The following is a 15,084-nucleotide window of genomic DNA, read 5'->3' as shown; positions in this document are numbered from 1 at the left end:
TCTTGACCAATTCCCTCTCCACCTGATATTTTACTAGCGGAAACATCATCTAGTTCTTCCCACAGGGAAACATCTAAATCTTCCAACAATATATTAGTCATTTTTGTAAACTCCTAGAATTATTAAAGCAGGAACAACATATCTCACAAGTCGGTATCAATCGCGCATCATACCGAAGTTGCTGCACTCCTTGCTTTCGCAGTATTGCTTTATTTATCGTCTTTAATAACAATGTCTTTACAAATTGTAATCTGCTGCTTATAGGACTGCTGTGCAAGGCAAATAACAACCTAAAATTTATAACCTTTTCTTAATCAAAGCTCAGTTTATAGTTAATTTATATCTAAATTTAGTATTAAAACACCCGCTTTGAATCGAAATCACTTAATTTTCAATTGTCTTTGGTAATTTTAGTAAGTTGTAAGTAGTTTTGAGGTTCGTATTAAGCATATCTTTGCAATATCCAAACTACAATGCTGAAATCCTTACGTTTGACATCTACTCCATTTCTTGTCCTGCTAGCACTGATATCTGGATGTTCGGACTTAAACCGTTTTTTACTTTCACATTTTTCAGCTTACCTTAAATCTAGTTCCGCCAAGGATCGTAACTCAATCGAGAGCGATTCCATAAGCGGTGTTTGTGATTTGGGTGGTCAGGGATTATAAGTTTTCTGAACAGGAATAGAATCATCAAGATAACGATAGATGCTTGCCTTGGAAAGATTAAATTCTTTCATTAAAACCTTAATAAGTACACCCTGCTCCCGTTGAAAGCGAAGTTGAAGGATCTGCTCCGGCGACAAACGTTTACTGCGCCCGAACTGAACACCCAACTCTTTTGCTTTATTAATGCCATCCATCTGCCGCTCAAAACGGATTTCCGTTTCAAATTCGGCGATCGCTGCCAGCATGTTAAATAGTAGGCGGCCAGTTGCAGAGGATGTGTCGATATTCTGGTCAAGGACTTGTAAGGCTACATTTTTGCGCTGAAGTTCATCGGCGATCGTACAAAGGTGGAGGGTGGAACGGGCTAATCTGTCTAACCGTGACACGATCAACGTATCGCCATTTCTGACATACTCTAAACAAGCTGCAAGCTGGGAACGTTGCTGGTTAGTGCCGCTTTGTATTTCCTTATAAACCTTGTGGCAGTGTTTGAGCTTGTCTAGCTGAACATCTAGACTCTGCCCAGAGGAACTAACCCTCGCATACCCAATAATCGCCATAAAACGCCCTTTGGTGTATTTATGTCTTATTATCTCTTAGACCTTAAGAGAATGGTATTTTGAGACATGAAAAGAGACACAATTAAAGAATGTCTCAGGTTGTACACTTTCTGAGGCATTGTAAAAAGTCCCTGGATGGTAAAAAAGAATTTTTATTCCCGGCAGGCGATCAGAAAAGTCAAGCGATCGCTAAATTCGTTTTTTGAGGATCACAAAAAATTGTAGTGTGATGGTTAGACCAATTGGATAGACCATCTTTTTTATTTGCTTATTTCTCACGCTCCTCACTGGCTTTTCCCGTCGACGGGAAATCTCTTGTCCTTTCTTATCTTTTTTTATGCCCAAAAAACCCGTTAATAATCGTCCTCAGATAAATATTCGCCTAGACAAAGATCCCTCTCTGCTAGACGAAATTAAAAAAGCTGCCAGCGATCGCAATATTACTGCCAGCGAATTTCTGATTGACGCAATTAAATCCGCATTGGGGAAGGCAGATCCTCCGCCCATGCCCATACCCTCTCTAGACTCAATTCTGCTAGAGATAGACAAATTAATAGACGATAAACTAGGCGAACGCCTGGGGGAGTTGAACGGCGGCTGCTAGAACAATTTAGGCAAGAAAATATGCAGCAACCGCCAGAAGAATTAATCGAACAAGCTAGACAAGCTATCGAAGGAGATAGACCGGAGAATAGACCGGAAACTAGACTAGATTATCAGACAATCCGGGATGGTATTCTGCGATCGTTAAGGGGAAAAGTTGCCACAAGTTCTCCGCAGTACAGAAGTGTAACCAAAGCGTTGGATCGATTTATCGCTGAAATACAGGCAGGCGCAAACCCACCACAAAAGAATGAGTAAGCACCTGAATTTATGGCAGGATCTCAATTTACGCCAACAGCTAACTCTTAGTGCTATTTACCATGCCGACCAAAAAGCAGAAGACGAAGAGGGGGCGAGGTGGCGACTTGGGTGGCAGAAAAGACCTGCTGCTGTATGGCGGAGTCTAAGATATCCCGACCTCAATGGGCGCGAAACTTTCTTACACAAGCTACTTCGAGAATCCGAGGTAATTGATGAGGGATTGGGTTCGACTCTCCAGGCACTTGAGCGCCGCCAACTATGCGAATGTAATTACTACCAAGTGCGCGGTAAATCTGAATTACTGTCGGTCAAACTAACCACAACTGGACGGGCTGTAGTTCGGGCTGGATTGGGTAAATCAGCACCTAAGAAAACACCCAAAGGACAACTTAGACCCAGGCAATGGGAGGCACTTTGTACAGCTTATCAAGCAGGTGAATCCGGGCTAGATAGTGGGTTAACATTTGGTGATTATGCCGGGTTTAGTTGGCAGTGGACTTGGTTGAGACTGCGAGATTATAAAGGAGGTGGATTGGTAAGGAAAGTCGGCTACTGGAAAGATGGAAAGCATCTAACTAAATTAATTATCACTGAGGCTGGGATAAAGTTTTACCAAAAGCAGTGGTCACAATATCTCACTCTATACCCTGATGTAAATGCGCCCAAGCCTGAATGATTGTATTGACCTTTGATTGAAACAGAAAACCATCCAAGATTGCCCAGATGGTAGCGAATTATTTCCAGTTTTTGGAAAATGTTTTTTGGTTTACTCTAGGGTTTCGATCACATCCTTGTACTCCGCATAAGCTTTAATCCAAGCCTCCGAACCGTCTTTCCTTACTCCCCAAACTTGCTCTATTATTTGGGACTGGCTGAAATCCATTCGCAGCTTAATTATTAAATTTAGACACTCCTGGCTGGTGATTTTGAGCGGAGTAAATCTTTTTTCACCTGTAGCAGAGTTAGTGCGTTGTTCTTTGCTCATGGCTCGTTATTTGGCAATCTCTGCCTTCAGGTAAGGAATAACCTTAGAAGGTTTTAAATTAGTTCTGGGTGGAGTATTCTTGTCACTGGGTATAGGTTTTGTACTGCCAAGCGAGAGAGTGAGAAGCACAATAATGAAAACAAAAATACCTACACATAGGTCAAAGAAATTTTGTGATTGTTGAGTGTTCTGGGTGAATAATATTTTTTTCATTTACCTCTCCTCCTAACAAATAAAAAGACATTAATACCTCTATAAAAAAACGCCACACCTCTGCCACAGGTAAAACAGTGCATTTATGGTGTGGCGCGGCTGTGGCGCTTACTGGTAAAGACTCCCACAGATTCTCGCCACGCTGCCACACCACGCTGCCACGCTGCCACACCCCATTTTTAGGGTACTTTTTGCTGTGGCGTGACATTTACCAATCAGATTTAGTCCAGCTATCTTCTCCGTCAAAAACGAGCCGTCCCGCGTTAACTAGTTCGTTCAAAGCAATAATTAATTTAATGTCACCTTGCTCTCTCAGTTCGTCTTTCTTTTTGATATCCGCCAGGGTTTTCGGTTCCTTATTTTTGGCATTATCGAAAAAAGACAATAAGCGTTTAGCCAGGTCTGATAATTCCAAATCATTTTGAATAATCGTTGGCTGCTGGCTAATATCTAAGGCTTCGTTTAATCGATTAATAGCTCCCTGGTCGCTGCATATATTATCGTCTTTGGGTTCAAAACCTGGCAAGAATTTGCGTTGGTCACGGTTATAAGCGGAGTGGTTTTCAAGCACAGGCATTGAATACCATTGAGTCGTCTTGCCGTAATAAATTGTGCGATCACACTCTGAGTTCTTGATTAGTTCTGCTATTTTATCCCTGTCAAACTTTTTAAAAAGTCGCGCAGTTTGCCAGGTGTCAAGGACAGCTAAATTACTACCATCCACCAACGCGATCGGTATTAACTGACTAATCCCTGAAAGGTCGCTGCCGTTCGCACCAACAAACGGTGTTTGGGCCACAAACCAAATGTTCTTCCCGGCACTACTGCCACAGGATGCGATGCCAATAAGTTTGTCATTTAGCAAAGTACACTTGGCTGCTTTTAGTCTTGCGCCGATGATAGTTCCTTCGTCAATGATCAGGAGCGCCCCATCATTTTCGCTAGCATACTGGTCATATTCCGCGATCGCTGACTCAAACCACGCAGCTACTGTTTGGGGTTTTGCGGTTTCACAGTGCAGCCTTTTTTCTACATCAACGATCGCATCAAAGTACCCGTATTCTTTCCAATCGTCTTTACCGTTGATCAAAAAGATTTTCTTACTGGGATCGTGGCGCTTTACTTGACGAATTAGGTTAGCTAAAAGCATTCCCTTACCAGACTTACCTAGCCCAACCAGAAAAATATTCGCTATGCTAGCACTAACCTCAGCGACAATATCAATCTGGGTGGAGGCTGCGGGGTTATAATTATCAACCTGAGTCTGTACCAAAGGTTTTTCTAGAACTCTTTTAGCAGCCGTTAACAAAGGTGTGGAGTTAGAAGTTGTACTTGGGTGATTATCCTCGTAAAAGTCGGCTGCCGCATCACTCAAAGCTAGCCCCCTTTCTTGAGCAAAGTTCAATTCATTAATGACGACTTCTTTACCCACTTGACGGGTATAATCTGCAAAATTATCACCATCTAGTACTTGAGCCACGCAACCCAACTCAGCGATCGCAGATTGATTTCTTTGAATCTGTCCAGCCTTTTTCCAGCTATCCCAAAGAAAGTAAGCAGTTACTAATCCTCCCGTTATCGGGCTAGCAGTACTGGCAGCTAATGCACCCAGGACAATGCCGCCAATAACATTCCACTGTAAGTTGTGTTCTTGAGTGGCCCGCAACGCAACCTCGCTCCACTCTTTGGGGGTTTTATTGTTTTTATCAGGATTAAATCGTGTCATAGAAGTATTGAATAAAAGTATTTATTTGGAAAAGGTAAACGCAGTCCGGGTAATTCGGTACTGCGTTATCTGTTTACTAATTTCTGATTTCTTTAATTGCGTAGGAAAGCTTGCCCACCCAAATAATCAGGCTCAGAATAACTTCGATCGCGAATAATGTGAGGAGGGCCAAGCTCAGATTACCGTAGTCAAACTTACCCCACTGTCCGGTCGCTAAATACCAAAAGAAATCCGAGAACTTTCCTGAAGCTACAGGGCTGTAAACTGTAATGCAGATCAGAAAATCGATGGTGTAAGTTACAATTTTAAGACGCTCTAAATTGCTTACAACCGAAATGGGTAAAGCATTATAAGTGCGTTTAAGCATTGCCAAGGTGGGATCGTCGCCGTCCTTCACTTGATACTTACTACGGCTGTCCACATTACTAATTACCTGCTGCATGAACCCTTCATGGTTGTAAAGAATCAATGGTAAAACTTCTATAATCTGGATCACTCCCCAAAGCAAAGTACCCAGTATCCAAGTGATCCCTTGCCCTAAAAAGTTAGCAATTCCATTAACGATCGGAATCACCGAAACTAAATAGAAGAATGCTTGGTTTATTGCCTTCCCACTCAAAAAGCGCACTGCCATCTCATACGGCTGGATATTGAGGTACGCGAAGTAAATCCCGGTCAGCACCAGCCCCCAATAAAGAATTCTTAGCCACTGCTGGGGGATTTTTTTACCCTTATTGTGACCGTTACCAGACTGCCATCCAGAAGCATTTGGGTTTGAACTTTTAGAACCTAAAGCCATGTGAATTATTCCTTATTTTTCAGGTGTGTAATAAAAAACCTTTGCGCCGCGAATCTTTTTGACCTGATTAATAGCTAGCTCCCGATTTCCCGTAAATGCCATCTTGCCGACTACCGGAACACCTTCTCTATCAGCAATCAAAACCCCCGTGTTGCCATTGCCATCACAAACTACTGTATTAATCGGAAGTGACTTTTTTGTGGTGCGATCCAGTACAGTTTCTCCTTTCACCAAGGTCGCTAAACTGCGTGCTGCTTTTTTGGCGACTACGATCGTACAGCCAGATTTATATCGTGCTTCTGCTATTTTTGAGGCTGCTTGTTCATAGCTTAATTGCTGCTCCAATAGCATTTGTTGCTGCCCATTAAAGGCAATGGTTGTTCGGGCTTGAGAGAGGGATTGCATATTGGACGTAATATCCTTGGAACTGAGTACTAAACTCCCAGCAATGAGTGATCCAAAAATAATCTTGCTGCCGTGCTTGCGCCAAATTCGATTAGTGTTCAATGACTTTTCCTCAAGTATTGTTTGGGGGGCAGACAAACTACCCCATACGAATAATCAATTGCCTTTAATCTGGTTTACGAGAGCTTCTAGCAAGCCTAATAAATCACTGCGGGATAACTCATTTAGCCGTTCTTTCACTTCATCCAATTCAGCATCACGGGGCGAATCTAAGCGTGAATCTGGATCGTTCTGGAATAGATTCAAGGCAATCAACTGAACCATCCAAAGGCGTTGAGCGTTGTTGAGGGCTTCAAATGTGCTGCCCCACGACTGTTGCATGTCGACAAGCAGACCTGTATCTCCCGGCATCGTATTTGAGCAGAAATATCCTATTGGTTTAGTCATGATCAAAATTCTGAATTGTGCTTAATTGTGATTATTCTTTTGCGGTAGATTGGTTGGGTGATGCGGGGACATTGCTCTGCTTCCCAGATTGTGGGATCGTTTCGTTTTCGGCTTTAATTTGCTCTATTCTCAGAGCGCGATCTGTTAGGGGTGATTTGCCCCAATGTTCCGGATTTGTGTAGCGAAGTGCCATGCTGTTAAAATCCTTGAGTACTTTTCGTTTTTTACGGCGAGAGATACATTTCAAGTGGAGCGATCGCTGTGATTGGTAGTCCGTGCGATCGCTTCATGCTGCCCCTTTAAATCCGCCAGCCATTGCACCAAGGGCTAATTTATTGGGCTGTGTGGATTGCGCTTGCACTGCTTCTACTTTTGATGGTGCTTGTACATTACGCTGCTGAAAAACTAACTTCTCTATGCAAGAACTGATTGCTTGTGTGGGTATGTCTTCAGGTAAATTAAACAACTCACACAATTCCTGAACTGCTAAAAAGGATATCGTTACGCGCCGAGATTCATAATTCATACTCAAACTTCCTGTGAGATTTCGGTTAATAGTTTCAATCCCAAAGCATTAATGAATTGGGGATTTTTTAAGGTTGTGAAACCTAAAGCCGCAAGGTTCTCATCCACTATTGGTAGAGAAGCCCCGCCACCCCATGCGACAAAGTGTTGCGCTCGATCGAGGTAATTACCTGCTGTCACAAAGTTGGCGAATTTCTCAATCCTGGTAGTCCACCACTCATCCAAACATTCGCTGTACTCTGTCTGAAAATTCTTCCCTGTAAGGGCATTGCCGCCATAAGTAAAAGTTCCGTTTATGATCCCTTCGTTTACCAAGCTGGGTGAGTGCTTCACATCTCTGGAAAGCAGACTCACTCTGTCATTGCGCTTGTCAAGGGATCGTGCAATCATCGAATGCAATTCACCGACTCCGCCCTCAATCAGGGATCGTGCAATCACCGCACCACTGCCGTCAAAGATAGTCGCCAACCAAGTGCTTGAACCGAAATCCAGTGCGATCGCTATCTCTGATGGGTCAAGAATTAAGGACGCTTCACCGAATAAACAATGGGCAATGCTTCCGAATCCTTCGGGATAAATGCCTGTAACAACAATCTGAACTGTCTTGGTGACAATGGAACGACTTACAGGGTGTAAATGCTCGAAGGTGTGAATCCCTGATACCCTGCGTTTAATTTCTTGTCCCCAGCGATCGGGATTATGATTGCTCAAACTAATTGAAAGTTTAACCCCATCAGGAATATTCAAAACTGCTAAATCAGCAAGGATGCTTTCTAATGCCAGTTCTGCTTTCTTGGCTTTGTCGTCATGCAGCAGGATGTGATCTGTTTGTGCGATCGCTGCACTTCCCCAGAAAAATTGAACGTCTTTTAAGTCCAGGCGCGAACCTTCTACATATCGAATCCATGCCCCATCTTTTGAAATAGTTTGGTGATGGGTGATATTTCGGTTGCGAACAAGTGAGTAGGCGGCCGGCATCATGATGAAAAAATCATCGTAGATCCCCTTGCCAAAACCCGCACCACTGTCTTTGCCTCCGATGAGGTGAGTTAGCCCAGATTTGGCTAACAAGTCTGCTTGAGCTAACCAATTTTTGGGATTGGTGGTCGTCGAAGTCATAGTTAATAATTCTTTAGAAATTTTGATTTCTCTGGGCTGGACTGGGTTTTAGACAAATCAGCGCAAATTCACAGATCCAGACATAGGCAAACAGAGCGCCACTCCTTGGCTTGGATTGCCTTTGGTGGGGGCGTTTTTTGGCTATGGTGATATAGTATGAGAAGTTATTAAAAGTGTCAACACTTCTCACAATTAGGTTAGCCTTTTACTTAAAAGCAATGTTAAATAGCAATATAAAGTTCACGCGAAGGATGAATGTCAACCCACAAACCGAGGCTAACAATTTATCTATCCTCAGCCGAATTGCTTGATGAAATACAGGCTGTCGCTGAGACTGAAAAGCGCTCAGTGAGCAACCTTACCAGTATCGCGCTTACAGAGTGGATTGCCGATCATAAAGCTGGACGTAACAATAAATCAGCCATCTCTGCTGATGACATCGATCAGTTCAAAAAGTTTATAGCGTTACTACTCGGAGAGCGAGAACGCAATGGCGTAAGCTTTGTACTACTAGGTCAAGCACTAGATATTGACCCGGAGAAGTTACATGAGCTTTACATGCTAGTGCAGCAATGCAGGAAAGAACATAAACAGAAGGCAAGCCGATGATTGATACAAAGTTGCTAGCCGAATTGGCCACGAACGCCAGCTTTACTAATGATGCAATTTTGATTGACGCATCGCACTTAACCAATGTGCGATCGCTTTTGCAGAATTTTGAAAATGATTTCGCAAACTGGGCAAGTGCCATGAACAAAAAGGCAACAATTATTAAAAATGGCAGTAAAGAAATACGCATACCAGCAAACATTGCTGCGCCAAATATAGATCCCTTAACAATTGACGAGCCAAGTAAACTGCTGTGGTTCGCCAACGTTGCCATCAGTCCTGGTTTATTGGTAATAGCCAATGACCTAATGAATAATCCACGTCGTGCTGGGATTACAAGGCTTTCGGACGAATTGCAAATCATCATGTCGGATGGGTGCAATATTCTTAATCCAGGGCATTCTCTGAAAGAAGCGACCACCTGGACACGCTCTCAATTTTGGGATGCTCAAGATTTAGATCATTTCCGCAGGGAAGTAAAACAACGAGGTGAGGCAGCTTTTGAATACACCTGGCGTAGTTTTGATCCGGATGACAGTAACAAAATTAACGACCTTGAATTCACTACTCGGTACAAATTGTTTGATGGTGGCGATGGTAACTTCTATCAAGTCTGCGAGAATCTGGGGATGAAAGAAATTTATTAAATATTGCATCCAAAGCTCTAATTCAACCTAGCTTTAGGTCAAGATTTTTAACTTCCTTTTCTTCAGCAAATGCTTTCACTTCCTGAATTATTTTTGGAATGGATATCCGAGTTTGTCGTCCTTTTTGCTCCATAAGAGGAAAATCCTCACGAGAGAAAATCTTTCTAGCCGTTATCTCTTCTAGATCATCTTTTGCATTAGAGAAATCGTGCAAGTGCAGTTGAATTTCTATGTCAGGATGAATACCGAATTTTCCAAAATTCGCAACGACAGACTTAGGAAGCATTTCAAGAATTTCATCAATGGATCTCCTAGAGTTCCGAATGCCCTCAACAACTTGATGAATCGACCAGCGTTGACGAAGATAATACAGAATTCGCAGGAGTATCAATTGATTCCAAGTGTAAAGGATAGCATACTCCCTTTTAGGCAAGACTATCTCAGATTCCTCCCAAGTGATCAGCTGCGCCCTAGTGAATCCAGACAGATCCGCAGCTTGCTTTTGGGTAAACAATTTTGATTTTTCTATTTTGCCCAAGCGAAGTTCTCGTCTCATTTTTCTGGCTACATCAACGGCAAGTACTTCAATAATAATATTATTACTAAACAAAATCTACTAAAATGTTCTAAATCTACGAAAGCGATCGTATACTAAATCTAGTGCTTTATCTGATGCCTACTTTGAATGGCGTTTCGATGCCTTAAAAAGAAAGCCGCCAGCTAGAGCAGGTATCAAGCTGCCATCTGGCGGTTATCAAATTACATTGCGAGCTATCAACTCGCTACTTTAATGATTACAAAAGATAAACCTTTTGGCGATCACTCTTGTATCGCTAATAACCTAATTCTCGCAGATTTCTTCCCAGCTTGCAACTCCCAGCTTGCAAATAACCTGGAATTGGTTTCTGGAGGTGCAGCATGATCGCAACTGTACCCCAAAATCAAACCGAGCCTAAAAAAGAACAATTCTTCAGGGCTACTCCAGACGAGTTAAAGCAGAGTTATAAGGCGAAAATCTTTAACACAGAAGCTTATCTATATAGCCTCATCAAAGCTAAACGGGCAGCAGGCTGGGAATGGCGTTTAAACATCAAGCAATTTTGTCGTGAGTGGGAAATAGCAGAACGCAGTTTCTACCGGGCTTTGTCAAAGCTCAGGGCTAAGAATTTCATTTCGTGGCGCAGTGGTGATAACACGGTAGTGGTTTGGTGGGGGAAGGAAGTTGATAAAACGGCTAATGTTCATTCCGGCGATTCAGCCAACAGCCTAAACCCATACATAGTAATGGCCCCGCCAAATGTGGCAGAGCCTCTGCCAGATGTTGCAGAGCCTCTGCCAGATGTTGCAGAGCAAAACGCTGAACCCCTTGCTGTGGCTGAATCCTGCAATTCCTCATATTCTTTACAAATTAATTCAAAGCTAAACACAGATTTTCATGAGGAAATGTGTGTATTTCCTAAAAAACTTTTGGATGAAGACCCGGAATGTGATCAGCAAAAAATTCATCATCATGACGATGAAACTCATGAAGATCCCATACCTGAACCTCCCGCTACGTTGTTAGAGGAAACAAATCAAGATCCCATACCTGAACCTCCCGCTACGTTGTTAAAGGAAACAAATCAAGATCCCATACTTGAACCTTCCACTACGTTGTTAAAGGAAACAAATCAAGATGCCATACCCGAATCTTGCACTACGTTGTTAGACGAGACAGGGACTTTGCAAGTAGTGGACACAATCACTCATGAGGGTAAAGGTTTCGCCGCGCCGCGTAACAAAAATTTACAAAAACCTTTGCAAAAGCAGGAATGGCTCTGCCCAGGCAATGATGCCGAGAAAGCCGCGTTTCTGAAGATGAAGGGGGAATTACTTGCCAAGGAAAAGAAATGCCTACCTATGGAGGGCAGAGCAGCCGCGTTGGGCTGGGCGAATCGCAATTCAGAGGCTGCGAATCTGCTGTGGGAGGATTGGCAGCACCAATTAAAGCAAAAGGAAGCTAATCAAGATACTGCGCTCGAAGCTGTTCCCGAATTTAGGCGGATGGATAAGCAGGAACACGTCGCAATCCTTGACAAATTTATCAATCATACCAAGCAGGAATTTTTGAAACTTTGCTGGTGGCACGAGTATTGGCTTGATTTTGCAAGCCGCCAATTTCGATCGCGCCAAGAACTCATTCCTGGTCTAACGGCAGAAATAATCCAAAAAATTAAAGCTTAATAAAATGACACAAACTTTAGATTTCGCGGGTGTTAATGACCAACTGCCACCCCAAAATATTGAGGCAGAAGAAGCAATTTTGGGTGGTATCCTTTTAGACCCGAACGCGACAGAAATGCTAGCAGATACTTTGGTTTCGGAGGCATTTTATATCCAAGCCCACCGGGATATTTACCACGCTGCTTTGCAACTTAATTTGCAGCATAAGCATATAGATTTGCTCACTGTAACAAGCTGGCTGAGTGACCATAATTTATTAGAAAGAGTTGGTGGCAGAAACAAGTTAGCAAGCCTCGTTGGCGGTACTGTATCGGCAGTGAATATTGATGGTTTGGCTCAAATCGTCATAGACAAATATAATGCCCGGAATTTAATAGCTGCTGCCAATCAAATCTTGAAACTAGCCTACGACGAATCATTGCCAATAGCTGAACGCGTGGATCTAGCTGAACAGAAAATATTTTCTCTTCGCCATCAAACTCAAACCGACAAATCGGTGCGGATGAATAGGGATATTACCATCATCAATTTTGATGAGATAGAGCGTATATCTCACGGAGAGCAAGAGCCTGGTATTGCTACTGGATTTTATGATTTTGATGCACTTACTGGCGGTGGATTTCAACCAGGACAACTGATTATTGTTTGTGCCAGGCCAGGTATGGGTAAATCAGGAATGTCCAGTCAATTAGCATTTAGTATTGCTAGGGATTACAATGCTCCAACCATGATTTTTAGTTTGGAAATGTCCGGCGAAGAAATAAATAAAAGGTTTCTATCATCGGAATCAGGGATTGAAATGGTTCACTTCACAACGGGGAACATGTCAAGTGATCAATGGAAATCATTAGCACAAGCAGCTGACGTTGTTGACGTTCCTACACTGATGATCGATGATTCAACTGGCTCAACTCCACTTCAAATCCGCTCTAAACTTCGTAAAGCAATAGCACAATATGGACAAGTAAAGCTAGTTGTTATCGACTACCTACAGTTGATGGTTGACAGCAGCAGCAACAGATTACCTCAAATGATAGGCGCAGTTACAAGAGAGCTTAAGCTGTTAGCGCGAGAGTGTAATGTCCCCATCATGTTGCTTTCTCAACTAAACCGTGGTGTAGAAGATAGGACTAACAAACGACCAATGCTCTCTGATTTACGTGATTCAGGCAGGATAGAAGAAGACGCTGACATGGTTTTGGGACTTTACCGGGACGAGTACTACAATGCAGATACTCCTGATCGCGGCACTGCTGAAATGATTATTATGAAGAATCGCAGTGGAGCTACTGGCATAGTTAAGTTACTTTTTGAGCCACGTTTTACGAGGTTTAAGAATCTGAAACGTAGATAGACTTTTTTCCCGTAGACGAAAAATTTTCTTTCCATCGGGATTGGATTTATCTTAGATCCGCAACGGGAAAGCGATCGCTATTGTCATTTCCCGTCGACGGGAAAAATACGACCTCTGCCACTTTTCGCCAAGCTGTTAGAATCTTGGCGAACACCAACTTGAAGGTAAAAAAATGAACATGAACAAAACCGAAGCCGCCCAGTTTCTCGGTATCGGGGTCAGAAGCTTGGAAAGGCGCATGGCTGAAAAGAAAATTGCCTTCACCCGCCAGAGGGTGAAAGGCGGCGAGACTGTGGTCTTCAACCAATCAGAACTCGATTATTTCAAGCAGGAGTTGTACCAGCCAACTCATGAAAGTGCTGTGGAGGTGCGCCAAGGCTCGCCATCAAATAGCTCAGGAATGGTCACAAACAGTCAAATCATGTCGGAGATTGGCGAGAGCCTTTTGATCCTCTCGGAGGGAACTCAAGCAATGCTTTTAGCTATTAGAGGGCTTGCAAATCCTGCGGTTCCCTTGCATGTCAAGCCCCTGCTAACTATAGGAGAAGCACAAAAATTTTCTGGGCTGAGTCGGCAGTATTTAGTCGCGGCTATTAAAGAGGAGCGACTCAACGGGGAAAAGATTGGCAGGGCTTGGCGAGTTAAGCGGAGGGATTTGAATCGCTTCATCAGCAAGCTTTTTTAAATCTAACCGCAAGGAATCGCCAAGATTCGCCTGACGATCCAATGGAATAGCGATCGCTCTTACCCTCTCCCCAGGATGAGAATAAACCGCTAAATGTGGAAAATCGGCAAATAGCCAAGCTAAGAAGTCAAAGCGATGAGAGTAGATTTAAAAAACACTGGTAGCAATAAAAGATATAGGTTTGTTGCTCTAATTGGTAGGACTGGCAACAAAGCCGATTGGAAACACAGCAAAGACACGGTACTACTTTTAAATGTCAGGCTAGAATCTGAAAGCAAAATTTTAGCAGATCACCTTTGGATGAATAAGAGCAAAGCATTTAACAGTATCAATGAAGGAGATAAAATCACTTTTGAAGCCAGGGTGTGCATTTATACAAGTGCCAGCAAAATCGATTACTCGCTTTCTTATCCTACAAAAGTCAAAAAAATCGAATCAGAGAATCGAGAAGCTCTTAAAAAATTTCAAGTAATTACAGAAAATACAGGTTATGTAGTTAGGCAAAAAGGGCTAGTGTTTAGTCTACATCGCTTGTCTAGAACCGAAAACCCAAAGATGATGTATGTCACTGATTTTGAAGGCGAACAAGATTTGATAAACCTTATAAAAAATAATACTTAAAAAAGTTATCTTGCGATCGTCTTTGTCCTACTGCCTCTCCTCCTCCCAATACCCAATGCCCTTCTTATCCTGCTAGCTGGATGCCTAAGCCAGGAAGTCACGAGTAAAACAATCCCTTTTTTGGGATATCACTTTACCAATGTAATACGCCCTTAATTCTTACTGTGCGCGAGTTTAACCCCGATGTCGTTTAAACTATATTTCCCGACATCTACGCACCAACAAGCGACAGCATTGACAATGCCGCCGCCCTTATTTTTATTGAATTAATAAACTGCAATTATCTAAATTGAATCGATTCAATTTAGAATCGGCGAGGAATCCGCACCAATTCTAGCTGCACTATACCAGTTGCTACTCCGGAGACGGGCCATTAGTTTGCTGGGCGACATCTCTAGTAGCTTGCCCAAAGTTCTTAGCGCCTAACAGTTGTATGAATTCGTTACCATTTTTAAAACCCAGTTCACGAGACGCCTCCTGAAATCCCGAGGCCTCTTGACCAATTCCCTCTCCACCTGATATTTTACTAGCGGAAACATCATCTAGTTCTTCCCACAGGGAAACATCTAAATCTTCCAACAATATATTAGTCATTTTTGTAAACTCCTAGAATTATTAAAGCAGGAACAACATA

The 15,084-nt window shown here is 42.8% G+C and carries 22 protein-coding genes; 10 read left to right on the top strand and 12 right to left on the bottom strand.

Features of this window, described 5'->3' with window-relative positions:
- Positions 1–655 precede the first annotated feature (655 nt).
- Positions 656–1,228 (bottom strand): recombinase family protein, encoded by a 573-nt coding sequence (locus tag VE944_RS26960; protein WP_324984487.1) that lies wholly within the window; start codon positions 1,226–1,228, stop codon positions 656–658.
- A gap of 337 nt (positions 1,229–1,565) precedes the next feature.
- On the opposite strand from VE944_RS26960, the gene VE944_RS26955 reads away from it, so the two are divergent.
- Genes VE944_RS26955 through VE944_RS26945 form a run of 3 tightly spaced genes read left to right on the top strand, consistent with a single transcriptional unit; the run spans position 1,566 to position 2,768 of the window.
- Positions 1,566–1,832, top strand: a complete 267-nt coding sequence (locus VE944_RS26955) for a hypothetical protein (RefSeq protein WP_324984485.1) — start codon at positions 1,566–1,568, stop codon at positions 1,830–1,832.
- A gap of 20 nt (positions 1,833–1,852) precedes the next feature.
- Positions 1,853–2,089 carry a hypothetical protein gene (locus tag VE944_RS26950; protein ID WP_324984482.1) on the top strand — a complete coding sequence of 79 codons (237 nt, stop codon included), beginning with the start codon at positions 1,853–1,855 and terminating at the stop codon, positions 2,087–2,089.
- On the top strand, positions 2,082–2,768 hold the full coding sequence (locus VE944_RS26945) for a hypothetical protein (RefSeq protein ID WP_324984479.1): 687 nt from the start codon (positions 2,082–2,084) through the stop codon (positions 2,766–2,768). Before VE944_RS26950 ends, VE944_RS26945 begins: the two co-directional genes overlap by 8 nt.
- A 90-nt stretch (positions 2,769–2,858) precedes the next feature.
- Here VE944_RS26945 and VE944_RS26940 read toward each other — a convergent pair whose 3' ends face one another.
- The 9 genes from VE944_RS26940 to VE944_RS26900 form a co-directional block, all read right to left on the bottom strand.
- Positions 2,859–3,077, bottom strand: a complete 219-nt coding sequence (locus VE944_RS26940; protein WP_324984476.1) for a hypothetical protein — start codon at positions 3,075–3,077, stop codon at positions 2,859–2,861.
- Positions 3,078–3,237: 160 nt separating this feature from the next.
- The gene (locus VE944_RS26935) at positions 3,238–3,498 is read right to left on the bottom strand and encodes a hypothetical protein (RefSeq protein ID WP_324984473.1); all 261 of its coding nucleotides are present in this window, start codon (positions 3,496–3,498) and stop codon (positions 3,238–3,240) included.
- Positions 3,499–5,016 carry a hypothetical protein gene (locus VE944_RS26930; RefSeq protein ID WP_324984470.1) on the bottom strand — a complete coding sequence of 506 codons (1,518 nt, stop codon included), beginning with the start codon at positions 5,014–5,016 and terminating at the stop codon, positions 3,499–3,501.
- Positions 5,017–5,092: 76 nt separating this feature from the next.
- Positions 5,093–5,815 carry a hypothetical protein gene (locus tag VE944_RS26925; RefSeq protein WP_324984468.1) on the bottom strand — a complete coding sequence of 241 codons (723 nt, stop codon included), beginning with the start codon at positions 5,813–5,815 and terminating at the stop codon, positions 5,093–5,095.
- Between the two features lie 12 nt (positions 5,816–5,827).
- Complete coding sequence (locus VE944_RS26920) at positions 5,828–6,322, bottom strand: hypothetical protein (RefSeq protein WP_324984465.1); 495 nt, start codon at positions 6,320–6,322, stop codon at positions 5,828–5,830.
- A 54-nt stretch (positions 6,323–6,376) separates the two neighbouring features.
- Positions 6,377–6,667 (bottom strand): hypothetical protein, encoded by a 291-nt coding sequence (locus VE944_RS26915; protein ID WP_324984462.1) that lies wholly within the window; start codon positions 6,665–6,667, stop codon positions 6,377–6,379.
- A 31-nt stretch (positions 6,668–6,698) separates the two neighbouring features.
- Entirely contained in the window at positions 6,699–6,860 is a 162-nt protein-coding gene (locus VE944_RS26910) for a hypothetical protein (protein ID WP_324984459.1), read from the bottom strand.
- A 93-nt stretch (positions 6,861–6,953) separates the two neighbouring features.
- The gene (locus tag VE944_RS26905; protein WP_324984455.1) at positions 6,954–7,193 is read right to left on the bottom strand and encodes a hypothetical protein; all 240 of its coding nucleotides are present in this window, start codon (positions 7,191–7,193) and stop codon (positions 6,954–6,956) included.
- Positions 7,194–7,195: 2 nt separating this feature from the next.
- Positions 7,196–8,311, bottom strand: coding sequence for a ParM/StbA family protein (locus VE944_RS26900; protein WP_324984452.1), 1,116 nt, complete (start codon positions 8,309–8,311; stop codon positions 7,196–7,198).
- Between the two features lie 255 nt (positions 8,312–8,566).
- Here VE944_RS26900 and VE944_RS26895 point away from each other — a divergent pair, with 255 nt between their 5' ends.
- Complete coding sequence (locus VE944_RS26895) at positions 8,567–8,920, top strand: hypothetical protein (protein WP_324984449.1); 354 nt, start codon at positions 8,567–8,569, stop codon at positions 8,918–8,920.
- On the top strand, positions 8,917–9,567 hold the full coding sequence (locus VE944_RS26890; protein ID WP_324984446.1) for a hypothetical protein: 651 nt from the start codon (positions 8,917–8,919) through the stop codon (positions 9,565–9,567). Before VE944_RS26895 ends, VE944_RS26890 begins: the two co-directional genes overlap by 4 nt.
- Before the next feature lie 22 nt (positions 9,568–9,589).
- Here VE944_RS26890 and VE944_RS26885 read toward each other — a convergent pair whose 3' ends face one another.
- Positions 9,590–10,177, bottom strand: coding sequence for a hypothetical protein (locus tag VE944_RS26885; RefSeq protein ID WP_324984443.1), 588 nt, complete (start codon positions 10,175–10,177; stop codon positions 9,590–9,592).
- Between the two features lie 180 nt (positions 10,178–10,357).
- On the opposite strand from VE944_RS26885, the gene VE944_RS26880 reads away from it, so the two are divergent.
- From VE944_RS26880 to VE944_RS26860, 5 genes are all read left to right on the top strand, one after another.
- Positions 10,358–10,489 (top strand): hypothetical protein, encoded by a 132-nt coding sequence (locus tag VE944_RS26880; protein ID WP_324984440.1) that lies wholly within the window; start codon positions 10,358–10,360, stop codon positions 10,487–10,489.
- The gene (locus VE944_RS26875; RefSeq protein WP_324984436.1) at positions 10,486–11,790 is read left to right on the top strand and encodes a hypothetical protein; all 1,305 of its coding nucleotides are present in this window, start codon (positions 10,486–10,488) and stop codon (positions 11,788–11,790) included. Before VE944_RS26880 ends, VE944_RS26875 begins: the two co-directional genes overlap by 4 nt.
- A gap of 4 nt (positions 11,791–11,794) precedes the next feature.
- Positions 11,795–13,144 carry a replicative DNA helicase gene (gene dnaB / locus VE944_RS26870; protein WP_324984433.1) on the top strand — a complete coding sequence of 450 codons (1,350 nt, stop codon included), beginning with the start codon at positions 11,795–11,797 and terminating at the stop codon, positions 13,142–13,144.
- A gap of 178 nt (positions 13,145–13,322) precedes the next feature.
- The gene (locus tag VE944_RS26865; protein WP_324984430.1) at positions 13,323–13,829 is read left to right on the top strand and encodes a helix-turn-helix domain-containing protein; all 507 of its coding nucleotides are present in this window, start codon (positions 13,323–13,325) and stop codon (positions 13,827–13,829) included.
- A 135-nt stretch (positions 13,830–13,964) separates the two neighbouring features.
- Positions 13,965–14,450: a hypothetical protein gene (locus tag VE944_RS26860; protein WP_324984427.1), complete on the top strand. Its 486-nt coding sequence runs from the start codon at positions 13,965–13,967 to the stop codon at positions 14,448–14,450.
- 354 nt (positions 14,451–14,804) lie between these two features.
- Here the strand turns inward: VE944_RS26860 and VE944_RS26855 are convergent, their stop codons facing one another.
- On the bottom strand, positions 14,805–15,044 hold the full coding sequence (locus tag VE944_RS26855) for a hypothetical protein (RefSeq protein WP_324984424.1): 240 nt from the start codon (positions 15,042–15,044) through the stop codon (positions 14,805–14,807).
- Between the last annotated feature and the right edge of the window lie 40 nt (positions 15,045–15,084).

Origin of the sequence: Nostoc sp. (assembly GCF_035638895.1) — a bacterium.
Classification (GTDB): domain Bacteria; phylum Cyanobacteriota; class Cyanobacteriia; order Cyanobacteriales; family Nostocaceae; genus Nostoc.
The sequence above is the reverse complement of the archived record's forward strand: the minus strand, read 5'-3'. Positions and strand labels throughout refer to the sequence as shown.

Bases quoted from the DNA above. Each gene is read 5' to 3' on its own strand.
- VE944_RS26905 (WP_324984455.1), bottom strand. From the start codon at position 7,193: ATGAATTATGAATCTCGGCGCGTAACGATATCCTTTTTAGCAGTTCAG.
- VE944_RS26940 (WP_324984476.1), bottom strand. From the start codon at position 3,077: ATGAGCAAAGAACAACGCACTAACTCTGCTACAGGTGAAAAAAGATTT.
- VE944_RS26960 (WP_324984487.1), bottom strand. From the start codon at position 1,228: ATGGCGATTATTGGGTATGCGAGGGTTAGTTCCTCTGGGCAGAGTCTA.
- VE944_RS26860 (WP_324984427.1), top strand. From the start codon at position 13,965: ATGAGAGTAGATTTAAAAAACACTGGTAGCAATAAAAGATATAGGTTT.
- VE944_RS26890 (WP_324984446.1), top strand. From the start codon at position 8,917: ATGATTGATACAAAGTTGCTAGCCGAATTGGCCACGAACGCCAGCTTT.
- VE944_RS26875 (WP_324984436.1), top strand. From the start codon at position 10,486: ATGATCGCAACTGTACCCCAAAATCAAACCGAGCCTAAAAAAGAACAA.
- VE944_RS26955 (WP_324984485.1), top strand. From the start codon at position 1,566: ATGCCCAAAAAACCCGTTAATAATCGTCCTCAGATAAATATTCGCCTA.
- VE944_RS26930 (WP_324984470.1), bottom strand. From the start codon at position 5,016: ATGACACGATTTAATCCTGATAAAAACAATAAAACCCCCAAAGAGTGG.
- VE944_RS26880 (WP_324984440.1), top strand. From the start codon at position 10,358: ATGATTACAAAAGATAAACCTTTTGGCGATCACTCTTGTATCGCTAAT.
- dnaB (WP_324984433.1), top strand. From the start codon at position 11,795: ATGACACAAACTTTAGATTTCGCGGGTGTTAATGACCAACTGCCACCC.
- VE944_RS26915 (WP_324984462.1), bottom strand. From the start codon at position 6,667: ATGACTAAACCAATAGGATATTTCTGCTCAAATACGATGCCGGGAGAT.
- VE944_RS26950 (WP_324984482.1), top strand. From the start codon at position 1,853: ATGCAGCAACCGCCAGAAGAATTAATCGAACAAGCTAGACAAGCTATC.
- VE944_RS26925 (WP_324984468.1), bottom strand. From the start codon at position 5,815: ATGGCTTTAGGTTCTAAAAGTTCAAACCCAAATGCTTCTGGATGGCAG.
- VE944_RS26865 (WP_324984430.1), top strand. From the start codon at position 13,323: ATGAACAAAACCGAAGCCGCCCAGTTTCTCGGTATCGGGGTCAGAAGC.
- VE944_RS26895 (WP_324984449.1), top strand. From the start codon at position 8,567: ATGTCAACCCACAAACCGAGGCTAACAATTTATCTATCCTCAGCCGAA.
- VE944_RS26855 (WP_324984424.1), bottom strand. From the start codon at position 15,044: ATGACTAATATATTGTTGGAAGATTTAGATGTTTCCCTGTGGGAAGAA.
- VE944_RS26935 (WP_324984473.1), bottom strand. From the start codon at position 3,498: ATGTCACGCCACAGCAAAAAGTACCCTAAAAATGGGGTGTGGCAGCGT.
- VE944_RS26900 (WP_324984452.1), bottom strand. From the start codon at position 8,311: ATGACTTCGACGACCACCAATCCCAAAAATTGGTTAGCTCAAGCAGAC.
- VE944_RS26945 (WP_324984479.1), top strand. From the start codon at position 2,082: ATGAGTAAGCACCTGAATTTATGGCAGGATCTCAATTTACGCCAACAG.
- VE944_RS26910 (WP_324984459.1), bottom strand. From the start codon at position 6,860: ATGGCACTTCGCTACACAAATCCGGAACATTGGGGCAAATCACCCCTA.